Origin of the sequence: Psychrobacter maritimus (assembly GCF_029953575.1) — a bacterium.
Taxonomy (GTDB): Bacteria; Pseudomonadota; Gammaproteobacteria; order Pseudomonadales; family Moraxellaceae; genus Psychrobacter; species Psychrobacter maritimus.
Window position 1 is genome coordinate 2060761 of sequence record NZ_CP124526.1, and the last position, 21855, is coordinate 2082615.

Consider the following 21855-nt stretch of genomic DNA (forward strand, 5'->3'; position numbering starts at 1 on the left):
TAACCAATTTTAGTTGAAAAATAGTATTTAGGGTGCTTATTAACAGCTATGCAGCTTTAGAGCCTTCTTGATGATAACCTGCTACAAACTGCTTAAACTGCTGCTTCAGCCAAGGAACATCAAATTGCTTTTGCTTTTCAGTCAGCTCAAACAATATCGATTCAAGCTCATCCAATGGAAAGTGGTGTTCTAGCGCTTGCATGATAAGGGGATGATCAGTTGATTCAACATTATCTTCACCGATGATGAGCTCTTCATAGAGCTTTTCTCCATCTCTAAGTCCAGTAAAGATGACTTCGATATCGCCCTCAGGATGGGCAGCATCTTTAATATCAAAACCACTTAAGTGAATCATTCGCTGTGCCAAGTCAACAATCTTGACCGGCTCTCCCATATCAAGCACAAACACCTCACCACCTGATGCCATTGCACCTGCTTGGATGACTAAGTTTGCCGCTTCTGGAATCGTCATAAAATAACGGGTCACATCAGGATGGGTGACCGTAATCGGCTTACCTTGCTCGATCTGTTTGGTAAATAACGGCACAACAGAGCCTGATGAGCCTAGGACATTACCAAAACGCACCATACTGATACAGGTCTGGCTATCCGTCTGGCTGAGCGCTTGGCAAACCAACTCTGCTAGACGCTTAGAAGCGCCCATCACATTGGTTGGTCTTACTGCTTTATCGGTCGATATTAAAACAAAGGTCTCAACATTTGCTGCAATCGCAGCTCGGGCGCAGTGATAAGTGCCTTTGGTATTATTGATAACGCCTTCAAAGGGATTGTGCTCTACCATTGGCACATGTTTATAGGCAGCAGCGTGATAAACTGTCTGTATATTATGGAGTTTCAGTATTCTAAGCAGGTTCGATTCATTGGTGACATTACCGATAACAGCAACAATTTTAATATCTTGATAGGCTGGGGTATTGGCTTGTTTGATGATTAGCTCTTGATGGATACTATAAAGCGCAAACTCGGACAGCTCATAAAGTACAAGACATTTGGGCTGGTTTTTAATCACTTGACGGCATAATTCACTACCGATAGAGCCACCAGCACCAGTGACCAACACGCACTTACCCTTAATATTCATCTGCAGCAATTTGGCATCAGGTTCAACAGTCTGTCTATCCAACACATCCAAGATATCTACTTTACGCATACTACTAACGGTCACTTTTTCGTCAGCGATTTCTTCTAAGCTTGGCAATTCTTTTATTTTTATGGCAATGCCTGAGAGCTTATCTATAATCTGGCGTTTCTGCGCGCGACTGATAGAAGGAATGGCCAAAAACACTTGTGCAACGTCTAGTTCATCAATCAAGCCTACTAACTCATCAGCAGCATAAATCTTTTTGCCGAGTAAATAAGCACCCGTAAGCTGAGGATCATCGTCAATATAGGCCACAACATTATATTTATGCGAGTTTCTTAAGCCTTCTAATAAGTCTCGACCTGCCTCTCCCGCCCCATAAATAACGACATTTTCATAACCATCCTCATTTTTAGTACGTTGTTGGCTCTTACCTTGTAGGCGCGTTAGAAACTCACGAATAGTCAGTCTGCTATTCCACAACCATATAAAGAATAGAAATAAGAATATGATAGGGGCTGAGCGCGGCATGGTGGGAAAGAAGTCAATGAATAGAACGACTTCATACAATACAATCAGCAAAAAAAACAGCTGTGAGACATTTGCCATAACAGCATCAAAGAAACCTCTAGCCACCCCTCTATAAAACCCTATCGCATACAACCCTACGATAGGGATAATGGCATAAAAGCATAGTGCCAATAAACCAATATGATTGCCAAGATAGCCATAGCGTAAAGATAAGGCTAAAAACAAACAAGTCAATGACAGGACAAGGTCTATACTAAGCAAAATGGCGCGCTTAACGCTACGAGGTAATGACAACAAGTATTCTGCTATACCTTGTAACCAACCGCTTTTACCGTTCAGTGATTGGTACGCACTTTTGGTTTCTGACTTTATCAACATAACACTCAACTACTCAAAGGATATTAATTTAGCTAAAGAATCTAAAAATAATTAATTATTGTTACCATAAGCATAACTATAGTGATAACTATATTTGCTCATAATCCCTTGCTGTACATCGTTAAGGATAATACCGTCAACTTGTATATTGGCTTTACTCATCTGATTGACCGCATAAACCAACTGCCCTTCTATCGAATCATCGTATCTAGTGACCATCAATACCTTGTCAGCGTGTTGCGCTAATATCATAGCGTCAGAGGCAGCTAAGACTGGTGGGGAATCGATGATAATATAATCGTAATGCAGGTTTAGCTCTGCCATTAACGTATTAAAGCGTCCGTTGGCCAAAAGTGATGCTGGGTTACGTGGATGCTGACCTCGTGGCATAAAGTCAATATAATCCATACTAGTAGGATGAATGAAATTGGTAGCACTGGCTATTTGTTGGACATCGTTAACTTGCTTTGTATCATTATGATCCTGCAATAAGTAATCGGCCAGACCGTTATTTCTATCCATATTAAACATTTGATGCAATTCACCTAAACGCATATCAGCATCTATAATCAGAACTTTTTTATCTAACTGGGCAAATACTTCTGTCAAGTTAGCAGAGATAAAGGACTTACCGACACCAGGACTCTCGCCAGTAATAAGAATGACAGTGGCTCGTTTATCTGCATGCACTTTTTTTGGCACACCAAACATAAGGCTTGTTCTTAAGCTTTTGATTGCCTCGTAGCTTAAACTGTTACTATCAGCATAAGCTAGCAGGCGATTTCCTGCTTTCTTATTTTTATTTAATCGCGTTAATAATGGTGAGCGTGGGATCGTTGCTATTACAGGCACACCTGTTCTAGATTCCAGACGCTCAGGATCTTTGACCACATTTCTAAGCAAACTTTTAATCAACGCTAATATTGCGCCCAACATAGCACCCAATAACGTTGCTAATACCCAAATCTGTAGCTTTTTAGGCGCAATAGTATTAAAAGTACTGATAGGCAAATCAATAATACGTGCAAAACCAATTTGACCAGCTTTTACTATTTTCAATTGCTCATAGTTTTTAAGCAAAGTGAGGTAAATCTCTCTGTTAATAGCCGTGTCTTCTGATAATTGCAAGAATTCTCGTTGTACTTCAGGTAGACCGGCGATAGTATTATCGATCTCTTGTTTCCGACTATTAAGTACGTCGAGTTGCTCATTGATTTGGATCACTAATGGATGATCTTCGGTATAATAAGTCGTGAGATCCGCTTTTTTAAGCTTTAATTCATTAAGCTGTGCGTCAATTTGCGAGTTTTCAGTTAATAATATGCCTGCTTCTTGACCAACATCGATAGTTCCAGACTTTTCGCGAAATTTATTAAAAGTCTTTTCAGAATCCTCTAATTTCTTTTTTAGTGTTGGAATCTGAGTTTCCATAAACTGAATCGTTTTTGTGGTTTCTTGAGAGCCACGAGATTGGTTCTGATCGATATAAGATAGAACAATATGTCTTAATACTAAAGTCACTTGCTGCTGACGTAAACCGGTCATTGACAACTGGATAATACCTGTCTGCTGACCCTTTTCTGTGACAGTAAGGGCACTATTAATGGCGTTAGTAGTATTTTGTAGTGATTGTTTCATTATACTAATAGGGTGGGCATTAACAGGAAGATCTGCAACCGTAATCTGAATCTGACCATTTGAGCCGCTGAATTGATGTGGTTGATTAAACTGACCCTTGAACTCATCGAAACCATTACTTAATACAAAACCTGTAGCAGATCTCGTTAATGTAAATGATTTATCTAGGTAAGCTTGCGATACATTAAATTGACTGATATAGGCTTGGCCATTTTCGGTTTCAATTGCGACTCCTTCAGGAGTGTTTATTTGGGTGCTCGTAACGTTGCTTTTTATTCGATCCAAATACCCGATCGTAGGGTCAGAAAGCCGAATGCGCAGATGTAATAAGTTGACGACGGGTTCTAATATCATCCGTGATCTTATGAGCTCAGCCTCTGTCTGCGCTTTACTCGCTTCTGACCCAATTAACTCTGAAATATCACTACCTAATGCTGCAATACCTTGAGAGCTTTCTTCAATTTGAATAAGTGCATCTGACTGAAAAGTAGGGTTGACGTACCTACTATATAAAATCCCTATTATCAAACCCAATACAGCAAAAAATACGATGACTTTCCAGCCACGCAAAATGGCAAACAGCAGCGCCATTAGATCAATATCGTCATCCTCTTGTTTAGAAGAAGGCTTTGATAAGTTTCTGGAATCTGTATTCATAACGGTATGTTCATCACTTAAGGTTATTCGTTTAAAGGTTAGGTAGTTAATAGTAGCTATTTAACTAATTTTATCTGCCCACTGTTCAAGACCATCAACGATATCTTGGTATGCAGTTTCGAAGGCAGTAATTTCGTGCCTATAGGGGTCAGCAATATCATTATCTGTCCAATGACCTAACTTAAAGGTTTTACCACGACAAAACGGCCAGCGTTCTTCGATCCACTTAGTCTGACTATCTGACATAGTAAAAATAAGGTCTGCTTTTAAAACCAACTTTTCATCGATCTGTTTTGCCACGTGATTGGTAATATCAAGCTGTTGCTTTGTCATGATTTCTAGTGCAGCAGGGTCCGCAGGGTGGCCGACTAATGCGCCGACGCCAGCAGAGTCAATAGCTTTATCAGGATAGCGTTGTTTTAATAAAGCTTCTGCCATTGGACTACGACAAATATTACCGACACAAACAACGAGAATGTTATCAAATGCCATTGGAGTAATTCCTATAAACCTGAGAAAGCTCTGACAGCAGCAGTGGAAGGAAGTAGTGAACTAATAACACGATTCCAGCGCGTTAAACCAGTTGGATCAACATACACAATATCATTGGCCTGCATCTCGAAACGATTGGCAAGTGCAAAGCTAGTGATCGTTTGCATATCTACATAATAAATATCCGTCGCTCGTGTATTTAGATTATCACGAACAACATATATTTTTGCGGCATTCGCAGTACTGGAATTAAGCCCTTTAGACTCACCCAACACCTGCGCTAAACTGATACCATGCTCTAAAATAGGCACAGGTTCTACTTGTCCAAACTCCCCTAATACATATATTTTGTTACGGTCTTGGCTGTTGACATGAATAGAATCGCCATCTTGCAGATATATTTGATTAGCCGATAGGCCCATTTGGCGTAACGACTGTAATCCAAAATTATAATTCTTTCCTCTTCGATTAAGCACTATATTATTTGAATCACCGGTAGTCGTTGCTCCACCTGCCATAGAAATTGCACTGTATAGAGATACTGGTACATCAGCAATAGCAAACTCACCAGACTGCTTAACATCTCCATCAACAAAGAATTTACTACCACGATAATTTATAATTTTCACTTGTGGATCAGAATACTTAAGATAACGTTGTAATTTGCTTTGTAAGGTAGCGGTAAATTGTGGCACACTCATACCACTGGCTTTAATACGCCCTATCAGAGGGAATTGAATAAAGCCTTGTTGATCAACTGTCAGACTTGATGTCGATGCATTAATATCTGGGTAATCAATAAGGGTAACGCTAAGAATATCCCCTTGCTCAATACGGTATTCTACTCGTCCAGAGGTTTTAGCTAGCGTATATAAATCATTATTAGTAACAACTCCTTGCTTAGGCGGCAAAGTAGCTAGATTTAACGGTTGCACATTAAACTGAATACCATTGTCAGCGACAAATGTCCCACTAGGCGGTAACTCACCTGCCTGTAGCCCAGCATTGATACTACTGCAACCTGAGATCAGACTAATCATGAGTAGACACGCTACACTTAATAACTTTGATGAATTGAAAAACATAGAAAAACCTTTATAAATCATAGGTATAAGTAGCGCCTACCGATTAAACCAATTGGGACAACTATACTAAAGGGTTACATTAGCCACATAAAAAAGCCATAATAACATAAGTGAACCCCAGTTCGGGATAAGGGCTCAAAAAAAAGATAAAAAAGAAGTCCAAAGTTGCTAAAGTAAGTTTACCAAGACCACTTAAGCAAAAAGGACTTCTTACATGGACAACCTAACCGAACTATACTGCCATATTGACGACTTTTATCAGCAATTCAAACCTGAGTTTGACGCTCATTTAATCGCAACGGGACACCAAAGGTTAAGAGCATGCCAGATAAGTGTAGCAGAGATTATGACCATCTTGGTACTGTTTCATCAACTGCGTTATCGACAGTTTAAGGCGTTTTACTACCATCACATGCTTGGCATGATGAAACGGGAGTTTCCAAATCTGCCGAGCTACTCGCGATTTATAGAGCTAGTGCTGCGCAGTATCATGCCACTGTGCAGCTACTTGCAAAGCATAATGGGCGACTGTACGGGTATCAGCTATATTGATTCAACCAAGATAGCAGTTTGTCATAACAAGCGTATCTACCGTCATAAAGTCTTTAAAGGACTTGCAACCCGAGGCAAAAGCAGCATGGGCTGGTTCTATGGCTTTAAGCTGCACGCCATTATCAATCATAAGGGCGAGCTTGTATCCATTAAAGTCACTGCGGGTAATACCGATGACAGAGTGCCTATTAAGGATATGGCAACGTCTGTGTTTGGCAAGGTGTTTGGTGATAGAGGATACATCAGTAAAGCACTAAACGCGTGGCTCACAAAACACAGTGATACCACGCTGATAACCAAACTTCGGCGTAATATGAAACCCCAATTACTTGAGCCTATGGATGAGGCACTACTCAATCATCGCTCTTTGGTTGAAACGGTGTTTGGAGAGCTTAAAAACTTGTGCCAAATCGAACACTCACGCCATCGTAGTGTCACGGGGTTTGTCACAAACTTGCTGTCAGGTTTGATTGCTTATTGCTGGTTTCCCTATAAACCCACCATCAAAAACATGCCTCAGCAGGGACAGGTAGCCACATTGTAAATAGTATCAATGAGTTACAATGTGGCTTATCCCGAACTGGGGTTAAGTGATTAAATATTGAATAATAATGGGCTGTTTTTGGCAAAAATTACGTAAGAGTAACAATCAATGTATATTCGCTTTCGCCAAATATAGAGACCTTGTTTAAACCCATAACTATCTAATAAAAAAATAACTTATTGCCAATAACGATAGCCTTAAAAAATTTCTCTTAAACAAAGCCTTGATAAATAGCGTATAATAGTCAGTCCAAATTTATACATTGAGAAATGTAAACCCACCGACTCAAGGATATCGTTATGAAAGATGAAAAACTCCAAAAAGCCCTCGCCCGTATGGGACTTGGCTCACGTCGTCAGATGGAAGAAGTGATTAAAGCAGGTCGCGTGACCGTTAATAATGGTCCAGCGACTATCGGCGACCGTGTGGAACAAGGCGATGAGATTCGTGTTGATGGTCGTCAGATCAAATACACTGCCGAAAATGAAAAGCGTCGTCGTGTTTTAGCCTATTACAAACCTGAAGGCGAAGTATGTTCTGCCAATGATCCAGAAGGCCGTCCAACCGTTTTTGAGCGTTTGCCAAAATTGACTCATGACCGCTGGGTAATGGTTGGTCGCTTGGATATTAATTCGACTGGTCTGCTATTATTTACCAATGATGGCGAAATGGCGCATCGCTTAATGCATCCGTCTAGCGAAGTGACACGTGAATATGCCGTGCGTGTGCTTGGTGAAGTGACACCAGATATCGCTCGTACGTTAACGTCTGGCGTCATGTTAGAAGATGGCATGGCACAGTTTGAAGATATTAAAGAAGGTGGCGGTGAAGGCGTCAATAAGTGGTATCACGTCAAGCTAAAAGAAGGTCGTAACCGCGAAGTACGTCGTTTGTTTGAGTCGCAAGGTCTTAAAGTTAGCCGCCTACTGCGTACACGTTACGGTACGATTATCTTACCAAAAGAGCTACGTACCGGTCGCTTCTTAGAGCTCGACAAAAAAGACATCAATACTTTGACGGATTTAGTGAGCTTACGCCCACGTCACGGTACAGGTCTGCATGGTGCAGCTAAAGAGAAGCAAGAACGTATTAAAAATAAACCGCTTAAAGCACGTCGTACTGACACTCGTAGCGATAGCCGTCCTAGCAGCGCAAAACCTAAGAGCAGTGCTAGTCCTGCCAGTCGCGGCACCCGTAATACCCGTGACAACAAGCGTTAATCGGATTAATTTAACCTTACTTTGAATCTTTTATAAATTTGAAGTAGTTAATAAAAAAAGCGGTCAATGATTCATTCATTGACCGCTTTTTTATGCGTTTTCTTAATAACGTTACTACCCCAAAGCTTAGCTATCATGACTATTAATATAGTTCTTCATGACTCGTAATTCCTGCAACTGCTGAACCTCTATTTGCTTTAATAGTTCATCTAGACGATGCTCTATATTATTTAATGCATCTTGTAATAACTCACTAGCTTCAGCTTTTTTTTGCTGATTTACCTCATTATTACTTCTATTTATATTCACTAGCTGATAGTGACTGGCTAGCATTTCAGGTAAACGGGTATGCAACATTTTATTTAACACAAACTGCTGTTCTGTGACCGCAGGCATTTTATTCTGAGCTTGTAGTATTTTTTGATAAGATTGATAGTTGCTGACCTTTTCATCGATACGCTGCAATTGACGTAGTTGGTTATCTGGCAATACCTTTAAGTGCTTTTTATTTAAAGTTAGCTGCTGCCAATTTACCGCAGATAGTGCCAATGGCGTATTATTATCTTGATACGTAAGCACACCTGGGGTAATGCCGACCGCTTTATGCAATGCGTGCCAGCCTTTTCTACCTAAATAAATAGTAGTGACCGTCGTCACAATGCCAACGCCAATTAAAACACTCATATACGCCTAACCTTTATTTAGCTCATACGATTGGGTAATTACAATTTAATATCTTTAGCATTCGTATTCGCGCTTTTGCCACTTGCATCAGTTGGAATTTCAAGCGCTTCGATATCTACATTACTATTAACAGTATCCTCACTGTTGGTAAGCTTTTGAACCTCTTGAATATCCGCATTAACGGCAGGATTGTTAAAACGTTTTTGTAAGTAACGGTTGGTTGCAAGCAGCTTTTGTCCATCTTGATGATAGGAAGCACTAAGCAAATCATCAAACTGAGTATTAATCGTGCTCAACACATCTAACAATGCTTCTTTGCCAGTGACATTGGAGTGCTTAATTTTAGTGCTATCAGCAAGCGCGCCTTCCCCCACATCTAAGTCATGCAAACGGCGATAATCAGCCACCGCTAGTGGCACATGTCTATCCATTAGATTTTGAATCATGATATAGGTTTCGGTGACGGTATCTTTATCATCGATTTTGCCATCATTATTGGTATCACCATAAATAACACGCAGCTTTTCGCCTTTGTCATTGATTTGGTCGAGCGCTGTCTTGACCTCAACTGGCAAGCTTTTTTCGGGAATATAGCCTAACTGCGGCATCGCTTTATACTCAAGCATTTTGGGCGCCGTCACTTTCTTGATACCACGATATCCTAGGTACAACCCAGCGGCTGGCAACACGCCATATAAAACAAACATTACGAACATCGCAGTCAATTGGGTCATTAGGTTGTCCTTATTGCTTAGCCAAATTGTTTGGCAAATTTCTTATTATTTTAAATAAACCTATTATTCTAAATAAAAATTGATAGCTATCATTAAACAAAAAAATAAGGCTCTATTAAAGCCCTATATTGTTATACATTGAATCGATTGTGTTTAATCATGCTGATTTATATTACTTTTCTCTGCACACGACAAAAAAACAAAAAAGTCTGTTAAAGCAAAGGCATAATAGTAATTTTCAAGACGAATCAGACCATGCCAAACTTTAACAGACTTAGTGAAACTTTAACCCAAAACCTGAGTATGAACAAGGCAAGAATCACATGTTTGAGCCTAATGATAATAGCCCTGATTACTGCTCAAAGCAGTAATCTTAAAAAAAATAGCAAGACACCTCCCTAAGGGTGGCAAGACCGACAGTCACTATCGCAGACTACAGCGATTTTTTGCCGAAGCCAGGATAGACTACGATCAACTGGCTTTGATGATATATCGACTATTTGGGCTAGGCAAAGTCACCTTAACCATTGACCGCACCAACTGGAAATGGGGTAAAAGTAACCTCAACATCTTTATGCTAGGGGTGGTATATAAAGGGATAGCCATCCCCTTATACTGGCAAATGCTAGATAAGCGAGGTAATACAAACCATCTTGAACGCTGTGAACTTATTGAGCGGTTTATCAAACAATTTGGCAAAGATAACCTTGAGATGATAGTAGCAGACAGAGAGTTTGTTGGCGAAAAATGGTTTAACTGGCTCACCAATAATCACATACCCTTTGCCATACGGATTAAGAAGAACAGTAAAGTTAGGAATCATCATGGCAAGCTGGTACAGATTAAAGAATTATTGCGCCATGTTAGCCATCAAGAAACATATCGACATGGGCGAATACTGACTGTCGATGGTTGTTTGGTCCGAGTATTTGCCAAGCGTGATAAAGACTACGGTTTAGTGATTGTCGCAACCAATCAACTAGAAACAGTGGATGCGATGACAAGCTATGGCAAGCGTTGGGAAATTGAGACTTTATTTGCTTGTCTAAAGGGCCGTGGCTTTAATCTTGAAGATACCCACTTAACCCATCTTGATCGGGTCAGTAAATTAGTCGCAGTGAACGCCTTAGCATTTTGTTGGGCTTATCATGTCGGTATTTATAAAGACAAAGATAAGCCGTTAAAACGCAAGTTGAAGTCAAACGCTCGACCTCAAGCCAGTTTGTTTGCGCTTGGCCTGGATATATTGATTGAAGGCCTTCGCTTGGTGTTTTTTAATAATGATAAGACTGTATTTCGACAGTTAGTTAGCTTTTTAACCCCTAAACCTATGAAAATCGGGTGGGGATGATTTTTTTTGTCGTGTGCAGAGATTACTTTTATAACGCCAATTCAAAGTTCATGAGTAAAAGCCCATAATTAAAAAGCAAGCAACCACTAGCTTTGGGTGCGGCTTTTAACATAACGGTGCGTTGAAGCCAGTTTATTCATCACCATTTGGTGGAGCTCATCTAGTAATTCATCAAGCTCGTAATCAATCTCTAAAAACAAATCGGTCAACATATCGCCTGCGGTCATTTTTCCTTGCACCACATTATTTTTGGTACGGTGCGGACTAAAGCGTTGCAACTGCTCATAGTGATGTAGCGCCTCAGGGATACTTTCGGACACCAGTTTATCGATAACAAACTGGCGCTCATTATGTTGCTGTTGTTGCTCAGCATTGAGCTCGCTACTCCACTCACGGTAGCGCTTTAACTTACCATTAATCCTATCTAGTATCGCAACGGCCTCAATAGGCATAGCATTTAGGGTGGCCTCATCGACCACATCAACAAGCTCAGTCATAATCGGACAGCGTCCATGTTTGAGATACCATAACGTATCAGGGTCAAAAGGAGGGCGATTGGTCGGGCGCATCTGAGCACGATTGGCTAAATAGCGATCGGTCAATGGCGTTGCCGAGCGGATATCATTTACTTGTGCTAACGCAGCGCAAATACGATCCGCACGCTCAGGCGGCGTAAGCGTAGAACGTTTGCTGCTCGCTTGAGTCTGCTCATTATCGGCTGCTTTATCATTAGCAGTTGCGTCATCACTACTTGCCATTTTCTGAGCATTTTTAGCCGCGAGTGTTGGCAGGTCTTGAGCTTGCCCAAAGGACTGTAGCATTCTTGCCAAACTTACCACCATGACCGACTCTGCCCCTCTTCCAATGCATTCATATTTTGCTCGTAGTGCGTTTATTCATATTGCGTTTTTTCATATTGCATCGATTTATTTAATAGCGTATCTTAACAGCTTTTTACGGCGCTGCCAGTAAGCAAAATGTCAAGATTCTCACATCACAACCTCTCAAATCATGTGAAAGACAAAGCCCTAAAAACACCAAATCTTAAAACATTATAAGCGCACTATTATGAATGCTCCCGATTATATTTCTGGCTTCTTACTTGGGCTATCGCTCATCATTGCCATCGGCTCGCAAAATGCCTTTGTCCTCAAACAAGGACTGAAACGCGAACATATCTTTTTCGTCTGCTTATTTTGCGCAGTCAGTGATGCGCTGCTAATCTCCGCTGGCGTTGGCGGTTTTGGCGCAGTGACAGCACGTTATCCGCAAGTTGTAGACATTGCCAAATTTGCAGGCGTGGTATTTTTACTTGGCTATGGACTGCAAAGCTTATACGCCAGTGTACGCGTATCGCATGCGCTTAACGTTGAAGGACAAGTCGTCACCAGCTTAAAAAAAGCACTGTTATTATGCTTTGGCTTTACTTGGCTTAACCCGCACGTCTACCTAGATACATTGGTACTCGTCGGCATGGTTTCAACAGGCGCAACTAGCAAAGTCGTATTTGCCGCTGGTGCAGTAAGCGCATCATTCTTTTTCTTTTTTGCACTTGGTTATGGTGCGCGATTACTTCGACCACTATTTGCCAAACCAAAAGCTTGGAATATACTCGATGCCTTGGTCGGTATTTTAATGCTGTATTTGGCTTGGCATCTATATCAAAGTTAATGCAGCGTAAGAAATAAACACAGCTTATCAAAACGAAAAAACCAAACACATTACGTGTTTGGTTTTTTATTACTTTGAAACTAATGACTTCTTATTAGGACGCTTTTTTGCGCTTTTTAGGCTTAACAAAGGTTAAATTTAAAAAATGCTCTAGCGAATCATCAAGAATATCTAACCATGGCTCTGGTAGCTCAGGAGATAGCGTTCCAGTTAAAGTAGAACGATATGACTTTTCTCTAAAGGTCATGATGTTCTCAGCTTTATCTTTTTGCCATTCCTTTAAAATCTCGCCCTGCTCTTCTACCGCGAACTCTGGGTAATCGGTGCCATTGGTCAAGTCACGGATATAAGCAGCCTGAAAATCAATAGAATCACTGACCGTCACGCACTTAGCATAAGTCGCCAACCACTTTTGCTCATCTGCTTCACGAGTCGCCAAATCAGGCAATCCGATATCGCCCAGCATCACATCGCGTGCGTACCACGCTTGCGCATCAAACATATTAAAGGTGAAATACTGATCCTGCATACCTAAATAAATCAGCTTTGGATTCGGCTGCCAAAAAACACCTTTATATAAGTTGGCTGGATACAAGCAGTTATGCGTCTGCAAACGTAGCTCATCTGGCATAAATGGGAAGTGGAACAAGTAACCCGTACACATGATAATAGCGTCAAAGCTTTGGCTCGTACCATCAGCAAAATGTGCCACATCATCTTCAAAATGCGTTACTAATGGCACTTCTTTGATACCTTCTGGCCAGTCGTAGCCAAGCGCTTGTGTGCGATAGCTAATGGTGACTGATTTGGTGCCATACTTGTAGCACTGCGTGCCAATGTCTTCGGCAGAATAACTGCTACCGATAAGTAAGATATCTTCGTCTTTAAATTCTAGTGCGTCACGGAAATCATGAGCGTGTAGGATACGACCGGGGAACGCTTCTAAACCTTCAAAGTATGGCATGTTTGGCGTTGAGAAATGACCGGTCGCAACCACGACATAATCAAACTCTTCCACTTCTTGCTCATCGGTTTTATGGTTCATCACCGTCACGGTGAATTTTTGCGTTTCCTCATCAAATGACACCCAACGTACAGGGCACTCAAAGCGGATGTATTTTTGAATATCTTGCTTATCGATACGACCCATGATGTAGTCTTTTAGGACTTCACGTGGTGGATATGATGGGATGGGTTCACCAAAATGCTCATCGAACGAATAATCGGCAAACTCTAAACACTCTTTAGGGCCATTTGACCATAAATAGCGATACATACTACCGTGGACAGGCTCACCGTTTCTGTCTAAACCTGTGCGCCAGCTGTAATTCCACATGCCGCCGATAGCGTTTTGCTTTTCATAACAAACTATCTCAGGCAAGTTCTTTGCGCCAGCCAAACGAGCTGCTTCAAAAGCACGCAACTGCGCCAAACCACTTGGACCTGCACCTAAAATAGCAATCCTTTTCTTACTCAAAACTAACTCCTATGAAATTATCGTACCCCTATTATAACATAATTTCATAATTGGCGTTTTTTGCTGATACTTTTGGTAATTGATCGTAGGTATTAAAGTCAGAAATTAATTTTAAAATTTACCTAAGAGATGATCTTTTAGGAGGCAGTATCTTAGGAAATAGACAGGAGGTTTTTGATGAATACTATCTTTTGGCGAGGACTGGGCTGCAATTTTGATAGAATTTGACATACTCTCACCACTTTCGCCAAGCTCAAGTGTGGGATTCTAAAAGCAAATGCTGTTAGGTGGCTTTCTCACGAAGGCCACAAGTTTTCTGCTTCATCGGGCGACCTTTACCGCATCCTCCCTCCGCAGACAAAGCGGCATGTCCTGCCGCTAATATATTGCGAGCCGCATTAAAATCAGCGTTCGCAACATACCTGCATTTGACGCACTCGAACTTGGCCTGAGTTTGTCGATTCTCTTTGGCGATATGCTTGCATTCAAAGCAGGTCTGGCTGGTATATCGTGGATTAATTTTTATAAGTAATCCGCCTTGCCAGTGCTGCTTATACTCAAGCATATCAACCATCATGCCCCAGCCTTGATCTAAGATCAACTTATTCAATCCTGACTTAGCTTTGACATTGCGCCCATGCTGAACGGCAGAGCCGCTAGCTGACTGCGACATATTGACTACTTTCAAATCCTCAACAACAATCATGGCGTGGTTTTTGCTGATGTTGGTGGTGATTTTATGCAAGTAATCGTGGCGAATATTGGCGATATGATGATGAAGTTTTTGAATCTTACGGTTTTGTTTTTGCCAGTTTTGGCTAAATAAGACCTTACGACTCAACTGCCGTTGCAACTTTGCCAGTTTGACTTGATTGGATTTAAAGCTATTTTTGGGTTTAATGTACTGACCGTCTGAGGTACTGATGAGTTTGGTGATGCCTAAATCAATGCCGATGGCGGTTTTAGAAGGGTGAATTGGGTTTTCAATCTCGCGCTCACACCCAAAAGACACGGACCAGCGCCCTGATTTCTTGCTAATAGTGACGTTTTTGATGGCGCCGATAATATCTTGCGACTTTCTAAATTTCACCAAACCAATACCATTCGGTAATTTGACGCGATTACCCTCAACACGGCAATATTTATCAAACTGAACCAAGCGAATTGAGTCGCGGCGGTCAATTTTACGTTTCCACTGCGGCATCAGGGGTCGTAATTGAAGCTCAGTGCCATCAAGCAACTTAAAGGATTTGGGCTTTTTAGGTTTTTTCTTATTTTCTTTTAACCTGGCATGAACTTTCGGATCAAAAAAGCGTGACCAAGCCGATGCCAAGTCACGAACTTTTTGTTGTAAAGACACCGCATTTGAGTGGCTTTTTAAGAATTCAAAATCAGGATTGTTCTTTAGATCCATGATTTTATTAACCAAGTTGGTGGCATTAATAAACTCATTGTTGGCAAGCATCTCGAATGACATTGCTAGCATTTGATTCCAAACAAAACGCGCAGAGCCGACAAGGTTATTTAAAATAACCCGTTGCTCTACGTTAGGCTCAAGCCTAAATTTATACGCCTTGTTGATTTTCATTACCGCAACTAATTTTGTTTGATAGAATATAAATTCTAAAGATTATTTAGATTTCATACAGTAGCTAATTTGTATAAAAATATAATAAACACTAGGCGAAATTCACCTCCACCCTAATGCATAGGTATCTACACAACTTAAAAAGAGCAAAAAAGAATGATAGAATCTTCCAGTATGGTATAGATAAAATGGAGCTAGATACGAGGCTCATCAAACGATATCAACAACTCGTACACAATCACACTCATCCAAATAGTAAAGTACAAGCGGGTATGAAAGCCAGTATTAATACACAAAGTAGTTTAGCTCAAACCCAAGCTTTATGGCGATTTGTTCACAATGACAATATCAGCTATCAAGAGCTTAGTAAGCCGTTACTTAAAAATAGCTTACAAGGATGTCGGGAGGAGTGCAAACGCTATGGACTTGTGATGCATGACTGGTCGCGGATAGCTTTAACTCATAGCAATAAGACAGATACGTATGCAATGAGTCATAAAACAGATGTTGGATATGAACTGCAATCAAGTATCCTAGTAAGTGACATCAATGGTAGCCCAATCGCCACACCGGCTCAAAACCTCATTACAGCAAATAGCGTACATAGCAGCTATCAGAAGACGCCTACCAAACAAACCCACCTCAATGAATTAACGGATCGTATTGAGTATTTAGACCAGCAGGGATTTGATAAGCCCTTGGTTCATATTATTGATAGAGAAGCCGATTCAGCGTTTCATATGCGCCAGTGGGAGGAAGGTAACCATCACTTTATCATCAGATCCAAAGCAGGCTCTTACCTTAGTTATAAAGGCAAATCTCAGCGCTCTAGTCAGATAGCGGAACAACTCGACTTTAAATATGAACGTCAAGTAAGTTATAAGGGCAGACTTGCCCATCAGTACATAGCCAGTGCCAATGTTGTTTTAACACGTCCTGCCAAACCTAAGGCAGTTGATCCTAACACAGGCAAAAGAGTGACGCCTATCAAGGGTGAGCCCACCTCGCTAGTGCTTGTTGTTAGCCGGATTTATGATAACAAAGATAAGCTATTAGCCACTTGGTATCTACTCACCAATCTGCAAGGCGATGAAGTGCCTGCAGGTGAGGTGAGGTGAGTCAATGGTATTACTGGCGCTGGCAGATCGAGTCGTATTTTAAATTGCTTAAAAGTGCAGGTCAGCATTTAGAGCAGTGGTTACAGCAAAGTGGGGATGCCTTTTTTAAACGCTTATTGATTGCATCACAAGCTTGTACGTTAGTGTGGCGACTTATGCAAGCATCAGATAAACAATCGCGAGAGTTTGTTCTGTTTTTAGTACGCCTGTCAGGTCGGCAAATGAAACGCAGTAAACCCATAACTGCCCCTGCGGTAATGGCTGGTTTGTTCCAATGGCTTAACTTTAACGAGCTCGTTAATCACTACTCCCCTGATGATCTAAAATACTTTGCTGAGGCGGCTAGAAAACTTGTGTAGATACCTATGACCCTAATGTCGGGTGGAGTCCTCTTTCGCTTTTAGATAGCTTGTAATAGCCGTTATTAAAAAGCCAGATAAAAGCAATGAGCACTTAGGAATTAATCAAACTAAATCAGGAAATAAGGTTCGTAAGCCATTCACGATAATTTCGATAGCAACTGCCGCGAGTAACATACCCATGATTCGACTCATGATGTTTAAGCCTGTATCGCCTAATAGACGACTGATGCGACCTGCCGCCATCAAGGCTAAATAACAGAATAAACTGATAAATAAACCCGCAATCAAAATAGCAGAGACTTGCAACATACCGGAAACTTGCGAAGAGTAAATAATTACTGTTGAGATACCACCAGGTCCAATCATCATTGGAATGGCTATAGGCACGACTGCTGCAGCCATTGTTGGCGGTGCACCGTGCAGATGATCAACATCGAAATTTTCTTGATCAGGTTTAACAGGGTTGCCTTCACCATTCATCATGTTTAAGGCAATTAAGAATACTAAAATACCACCTGCCAACTGGAACGAGCCAATCGAGATACCCAAAGCTTTTAGTAGCGTTTCACCTACTATAGTAAAGAAACTGATGGTGATGAAAATGGTTAAACAAGCTACTCGCGCCACTTTACGGCGATTATTCATCGAATAACCGCGAGTTGAATCCAAAAATAACGTCAATGCGCCAAAGGGATTAATCAATACCAAAAAAGCTAAGATTATCTTGATGATTTCAGTATTCACTAAGCGCTCGCTTATCTATTGGGCAAATCGGGCAAAAGATAAGGTCGTCGTGCGCGTGTACGATGACCTTATAGTCGGTAGCAGCGGCATTGTAGCATAGGCAGATAAGCCAATTAAATCATTAACTTCGCTTAATCCTTACGCCTTACCAAATCCATAGGATATCCATACAAATCTGCCCTTTTAATAGACTATTAGTCCGAGATTTAACCTATAAAAGCAAATATAAACTCAGACTAAGCGCTGACGTTAGGCGTTAAAATCAAGGCCGATATCTAGCGCAGTTGTGCTATGAGTCAAATAACCCATGGCAATAAAATCAACACCTGTCTCTGCTACGGCTTGCACAGTTTCAGGCGTGATACCACCTGACGCTTCGGTCTTGGCGCGACCTTTACACATAGCGACCGCTTTAGATAATATCTCAGGCGACATATTATCTAACAGCACCAAGCTCACGCCAGCCTCTAAGGCTTGCTCTAACTGCGCTAACGTATCGACTTCAACTTCTATCGGAATCAGGTGACCTGCAAAGTCTTGCGCTTGCTGAATAGCGGTCTTTATATCACCTGCAATGGCAATGTGATTGTCTTTGATTAAAATTGCATCGTCTAATCCTAAACGATGGTTGCGCCCGCCGCCGCAGCGTACCGCATATTTCTGTACCGTGCGTAGACCTGGAATAGTCTTACGAGTACAGGTAATTTGCGCAGGATACTCTGCCACACTATCGACAATCTGCCGTGTTGCCGTTGCAATACCACTGAGATGAGTCATAAAGTTTAGAGCGGTACGTTCCGCTGTTAATAGATGACGCGCATTGCCGCTGACAATCGCCAATACCGTACCCGCTGCAACCGTTTCACCATCAACAACCTGAGCAATAAACTCTATCTGCGCATCAACCAAAGCAAAAGACAGTCTTGCCAGATCCATACCGCAAATCACACCTGCTTGGCGCGCTTTGATTTGTAGTTTTGCTTGCATAGTATCTGGGATGGTTGCTTGCGACGTCACATCACCACGTCTACCCAAATCCTCAGTTAAAGCGGCTTCCACTAAGGGCTTAAGTAATACTTCATCCAATGCTGGCTCTTGTTTAACTGTCATATTTCACCCTTATTTTTGTGTGATGGCTTTTACATGGTAAATGCGCATTACTAATCCGAGCTTTATTCTATTAAGCTCAAAATGAGCATAAATATAACGTAAAGCGCCTAGCCTCGCAAGAAAAGGGCGTTATTTTATTTATTTAACAATTTATATTTAAGGCTAATGGGGGAAGCGTTATGCAGGCATTAATACTATCGGCACTATTTGCGTTTGGGCAATTTACTATCCATGAGTAGGCTTTGTAGCTCAATGTCGTGGCGAAAGCGATAAAGCTTGGCAGGTCGACCGCGTTGGGCATTGCTACTCTGCCCCGTCTCCATGACAAGGTTTTGTGAGTCTAGCAAACGACGGAAGTTTTGCTTATGCAAGCGCACGCCTGACAACGCCTCAACACTTTGCTGTAATTGCGACAAGGTGAAAACATCTGGCATCAAACCAAAAATAAGCGGTCGATATTCAATCTTGGCGCGCAGACGTGAAATGGCGGTAGCAATCACGCGGCGATGATCATAATACATGGGCGCACCTATCAGCTGCGACCAATTTTCAGGTAAAAGTCTGGTCTGAGCACTAGTTTGGGTACTGGTTTGGGTACTAATTTGAGTGTTGGCTGAATAACTGGGTGGATAGGTGGGCGCTTCAGGAATCAGCCCCGCTTCATATAGCATCTCATAGCGTAGCAGTACGTGTTCGGCAACCCACTCTCGATTGTCCTGATTGTTATCACTCGCTGTATTAAGGCCAGCATTTTTATTTTCGCAATTCCCAAAATCATTGCCCGCTAAGAACGCTTCACTCAATCCCCAGCACAAGCCAATGCGCTGACGACGACGCTGCTGAACGATGGCATCTGTTGTTTTATTCGCCCACTCTAATAGTGCTGGCACAATGAAATCCATGATGATACTTGGCCTACCCTCCAAGTGATTTTCCCAAGGAAAATAATCATACCAATCTCGCCATAGAGCTTGGCTCTGTAGCTGCTGCGTTTGCGTCTCTTGCACCAATCCCAAGTAGCTCACATACACCAACGCATGGCCATCAACGTTGCGTCTATTGGTATCGACAAAGGTATATAGCTGCTCTAAATAACCGAGCGGCTGCTGCGTTTGCTCTTCGACCCATTGACGTACGCCCGCTTGTAGTGAGCGATGTAATGGCATAAGGGGCCCATTGGGCAATAGCTTACCTTGATCAACGGTTAAGACCCGAGCGGTATGCTCAGTAATCGCCACCAACACGGCGACCACTTCTGTGGTGCCACTACCCTGTTGATGTGCATGTGAGTAAGACAACGTCATGGCTTTAGTAAATATCCTTTATCTTGAAGAATGCAGTGAAAAAGCTACAAATTATGACTTTTATAACACGGCTTAGTATAGCGTGAATCTAAAACTATCATAGCCTGCCGTTGTAAATATACCAATGGCATGTAATAAATACTGGAAGATAAATGCAAGAGAAACAGTATAAGAAACGGCGCTATTTAAAAGAAATCCACAAATAGAAGAAATCCACAAAGATTTAGTTCAATTTTAAAGTTAATTATAAAAAATACTTGTATTTATGCTCAAAATGAGCATAATTAAAACACTTTATTTATTTACCATATTTAACTGTCGTCTTATTCCTAACGACACCTCATTTGTCGTTAATGTACTAAAGGTTGCACTTATGAAAACTTATCCCTATGACGCGCCGATCATGAGCAATGACAATCGCATTGCGACTCAAATGAACATCGAATATGCCAAAGCTAAAATACCGGCAGACCTGCCACGTGCCGAACGTCTCGCAGTTGAAGATAATATTAAGCAGCTATTAAAAGATAATAATGCGGTGCTAGTTGCCCATTACTACGTCGACCCTTTTATTCAAGACTTGGCGTTAGCAACGGGTGGCTGTGTTGGTGACTCATTGGAGATGGCACGCTTTGGGCAAGCGCATAGCGCGCAAACCTTGGTCGTCGCTGGCGTACGCTTTATGGGCGAATCGGCAAAAATACTAAGTATGGAAAAGACAGTACTGATGCCAGACTTGGAGGCTGAATGTTCGCTTGATTTAGGCTGCCCTGCTGATGAGTTCTCCGCATTTTGTGATGCCCATCCTGAGCGTACCGTGGTGGTTTATGCCAACACTAGTGCGGCGGTAAAAGCTCGTGCTGATTGGGTTGTGACCTCGTCCGTTGGTATCGATATCGTTCGTCATCTGCATGCGCAAGGCGAGCCTATCATTTGGGGCCCTGACCGTCATTTGGGTAAATACATCGCGCAAGAGACTGGCGCGGATATGCTGCTGTGGCAAGGGTCTTGCTTGGTTCATAACGAGTTTAAAACAACTGAGCTGATGCAATTAAAAGAAGAGCATCCAGACGCTAAGGTGTTGGTACATCCTGAATCACCTGATAGTGTAGTCGCGCTGGCCGACGTGGTTGGCTCAACCAGTAAGCTATTACAATCAACTTATGAGATGGATGCCGATACCTTTATTGTCGCTACCGACTTGGGTATCTTGCACGAGATGCAAAAGCGCTCGCCACACAAACGTTTCTTAGCTGCGCCTACCGCTGGTGAGAGCGCCAGTTGTAAAAGTTGTGCATTTTGTCCTTGGATGGCAATGAATGGCCTAAAAGGGATTGAGCAATGTCTGTCTCAGCGCAGCGGTGAAGTGCTCATAACGCCTGAGCTCGCAGCAGCAGCTAGAAAACCATTACAACGCATGCTTGATTTTGCCGAAGCGCAAAAGCAACGGGTGGCTGCAAGTGGTGACATTGTTAAAGACCGTAAATTATTTGCCAATGTTGGAGCGGCGTAA

Annotated in this window: 19 protein-coding genes; 7 read left to right on the plus strand and 12 right to left on the minus strand. The window is 41.8% G+C overall.

Going from position 1 to position 21855, the window contains the following annotated elements; genetic code table 11:
• Positions 1 to 46 precede the first annotated feature (46 nt).
• From QJS82_RS08620 to QJS82_RS08635, 4 genes are read right to left on the minus strand one after another with little or no spacing between them, the layout of a single operon-like run.
• Positions 47 to 2011: a polysaccharide biosynthesis protein gene (locus QJS82_RS08620; RefSeq protein ID WP_281490215.1), complete on the minus strand. Its 1965-nt coding sequence runs from the start codon at positions 2009 to 2011 to the stop codon at positions 47 to 49.
• Positions 2012 to 2062: 51 nt separating this feature from the next.
• Positions 2063 to 4306, minus strand: coding sequence for a polysaccharide biosynthesis tyrosine autokinase (locus tag QJS82_RS08625; RefSeq protein ID WP_281490216.1), 2244 nt, complete (start codon positions 4304 to 4306; stop codon positions 2063 to 2065).
• 60 nt (positions 4307 to 4366) lie between these two features.
• Positions 4367 to 4798 (minus strand): low molecular weight protein-tyrosine-phosphatase, encoded by a 432-nt coding sequence (locus QJS82_RS08630; protein WP_281490217.1) that lies wholly within the window; start codon positions 4796 to 4798, stop codon positions 4367 to 4369.
• An 11-nt stretch (positions 4799 to 4809) separates the two neighbouring features.
• Complete coding sequence (locus QJS82_RS08635; protein ID WP_281490218.1) at positions 4810 to 5904, minus strand: polysaccharide biosynthesis/export family protein; 1095 nt, start codon at positions 5902 to 5904, stop codon at positions 4810 to 4812.
• 193 nt (positions 5905 to 6097) lie between these two features.
• Here QJS82_RS08635 and QJS82_RS08640 point away from each other — a divergent pair, with 193 nt between their 5' ends.
• Together QJS82_RS08640 and rluB are read left to right on the plus strand one after the other, a co-directional pair.
• Positions 6098 to 6979 carry an IS982 family transposase gene (locus QJS82_RS08640; protein WP_281490219.1) on the plus strand — a complete coding sequence of 294 codons (882 nt, stop codon included), beginning with the start codon at positions 6098 to 6100 and terminating at the stop codon, positions 6977 to 6979.
• 299 nt (positions 6980 to 7278) lie between these two features.
• A complete protein-coding gene (gene rluB / locus QJS82_RS08645) occupies positions 7279 to 8199 on the plus strand; it encodes a 23S rRNA pseudouridine(2605) synthase RluB (protein WP_281490220.1) in 921 nt (306 codons plus the stop codon).
• A gap of 126 nt (positions 8200 to 8325) precedes the next feature.
• Here rluB and QJS82_RS08650 read toward each other — a convergent pair whose 3' ends face one another.
• Entirely contained in the window at positions 8326 to 8883 is a 558-nt protein-coding gene (locus QJS82_RS08650) for a hypothetical protein (RefSeq protein WP_281490221.1), read from the minus strand.
• 38 nt (positions 8884 to 8921) lie between these two features.
• Positions 8922 to 9617, minus strand: a complete 696-nt coding sequence (locus QJS82_RS08655) for a hypothetical protein (RefSeq protein WP_281490222.1) — start codon at positions 9615 to 9617, stop codon at positions 8922 to 8924.
• A 382-nt stretch (positions 9618 to 9999) separates the two neighbouring features.
• On the opposite strand from QJS82_RS08655, the gene QJS82_RS08660 reads away from it, so the two are divergent.
• Complete coding sequence (locus QJS82_RS08660; RefSeq protein ID WP_281491656.1) at positions 10000 to 10968, plus strand: IS4 family transposase; 969 nt, start codon at positions 10000 to 10002, stop codon at positions 10966 to 10968.
• 86 nt (positions 10969 to 11054) lie between these two features.
• On the opposite strand, the gene QJS82_RS08665 is transcribed toward QJS82_RS08660, so the two are convergent.
• The gene (locus tag QJS82_RS08665) at positions 11055 to 11789 is read right to left on the minus strand and encodes a hypothetical protein (RefSeq protein WP_281491701.1); all 735 of its coding nucleotides are present in this window, start codon (positions 11787 to 11789) and stop codon (positions 11055 to 11057) included.
• 247 nt (positions 11790 to 12036) lie between these two features.
• Here QJS82_RS08665 and QJS82_RS08670 point away from each other — a divergent pair, with 247 nt between their 5' ends.
• Positions 12037 to 12639, plus strand: a complete 603-nt coding sequence (locus QJS82_RS08670) for a LysE/ArgO family amino acid transporter (protein WP_281490223.1) — start codon at positions 12037 to 12039, stop codon at positions 12637 to 12639.
• Positions 12640 to 12733: 94 nt separating this feature from the next.
• On the opposite strand, the gene QJS82_RS08675 is transcribed toward QJS82_RS08670, so the two are convergent.
• Both QJS82_RS08675 and QJS82_RS08680 read right to left on the minus strand, forming a co-directional pair.
• A complete protein-coding gene (locus tag QJS82_RS08675; RefSeq protein ID WP_281490224.1) occupies positions 12734 to 14116 on the minus strand; it encodes a trimethylamine monooxygenase in 1383 nt (460 codons plus the stop codon).
• 283 nt (positions 14117 to 14399) lie between these two features.
• Positions 14400 to 15704, minus strand: coding sequence for an RNA-guided endonuclease InsQ/TnpB family protein (locus QJS82_RS08680; RefSeq protein ID WP_281490225.1), 1305 nt, complete (start codon positions 15702 to 15704; stop codon positions 14400 to 14402).
• 188 nt (positions 15705 to 15892) lie between these two features.
• Between QJS82_RS08680 and QJS82_RS08685 the strand changes: the two genes are divergently transcribed.
• Together QJS82_RS08685 and QJS82_RS08690 are read left to right on the plus strand one after the other, a co-directional pair.
• A complete protein-coding gene (locus QJS82_RS08685) occupies positions 15893 to 16822 on the plus strand; it encodes a flagellar biosynthesis protein FlhF (RefSeq protein ID WP_281490226.1) in 930 nt (309 codons plus the stop codon).
• A complete protein-coding gene (locus tag QJS82_RS08690) occupies positions 16819 to 17181 on the plus strand; it encodes a hypothetical protein (protein ID WP_281490227.1) in 363 nt (120 codons plus the stop codon). Before QJS82_RS08685 ends, QJS82_RS08690 begins: the two co-directional genes overlap by 4 nt.
• A 105-nt stretch (positions 17182 to 17286) precedes the next feature.
• Here QJS82_RS08690 and QJS82_RS08695 read toward each other — a convergent pair whose 3' ends face one another.
• The 3 genes from QJS82_RS08695 to QJS82_RS08705 form a co-directional block, all read right to left on the minus strand.
• Positions 17287 to 17928 (minus strand): MarC family protein, encoded by a 642-nt coding sequence (locus QJS82_RS08695; protein WP_201625269.1) that lies wholly within the window; start codon positions 17926 to 17928, stop codon positions 17287 to 17289.
• A gap of 249 nt (positions 17929 to 18177) precedes the next feature.
• The gene (nadC, locus tag QJS82_RS08700) at positions 18178 to 19038 is read right to left on the minus strand and encodes a carboxylating nicotinate-nucleotide diphosphorylase (RefSeq protein ID WP_281490228.1); all 861 of its coding nucleotides are present in this window, start codon (positions 19036 to 19038) and stop codon (positions 18178 to 18180) included.
• A gap of 203 nt (positions 19039 to 19241) precedes the next feature.
• Complete coding sequence (locus QJS82_RS08705; RefSeq protein WP_281490229.1) at positions 19242 to 20342, minus strand: NUDIX hydrolase; 1101 nt, start codon at positions 20340 to 20342, stop codon at positions 19242 to 19244.
• 373 nt (positions 20343 to 20715) lie between these two features.
• On the opposite strand from QJS82_RS08705, the gene nadA reads away from it, so the two are divergent.
• On the plus strand, positions 20716 to 21855 hold the full coding sequence (gene nadA, locus QJS82_RS08710; RefSeq protein WP_281490230.1) for a quinolinate synthase NadA: 1140 nt from the start codon (positions 20716 to 20718) through the stop codon (positions 21853 to 21855).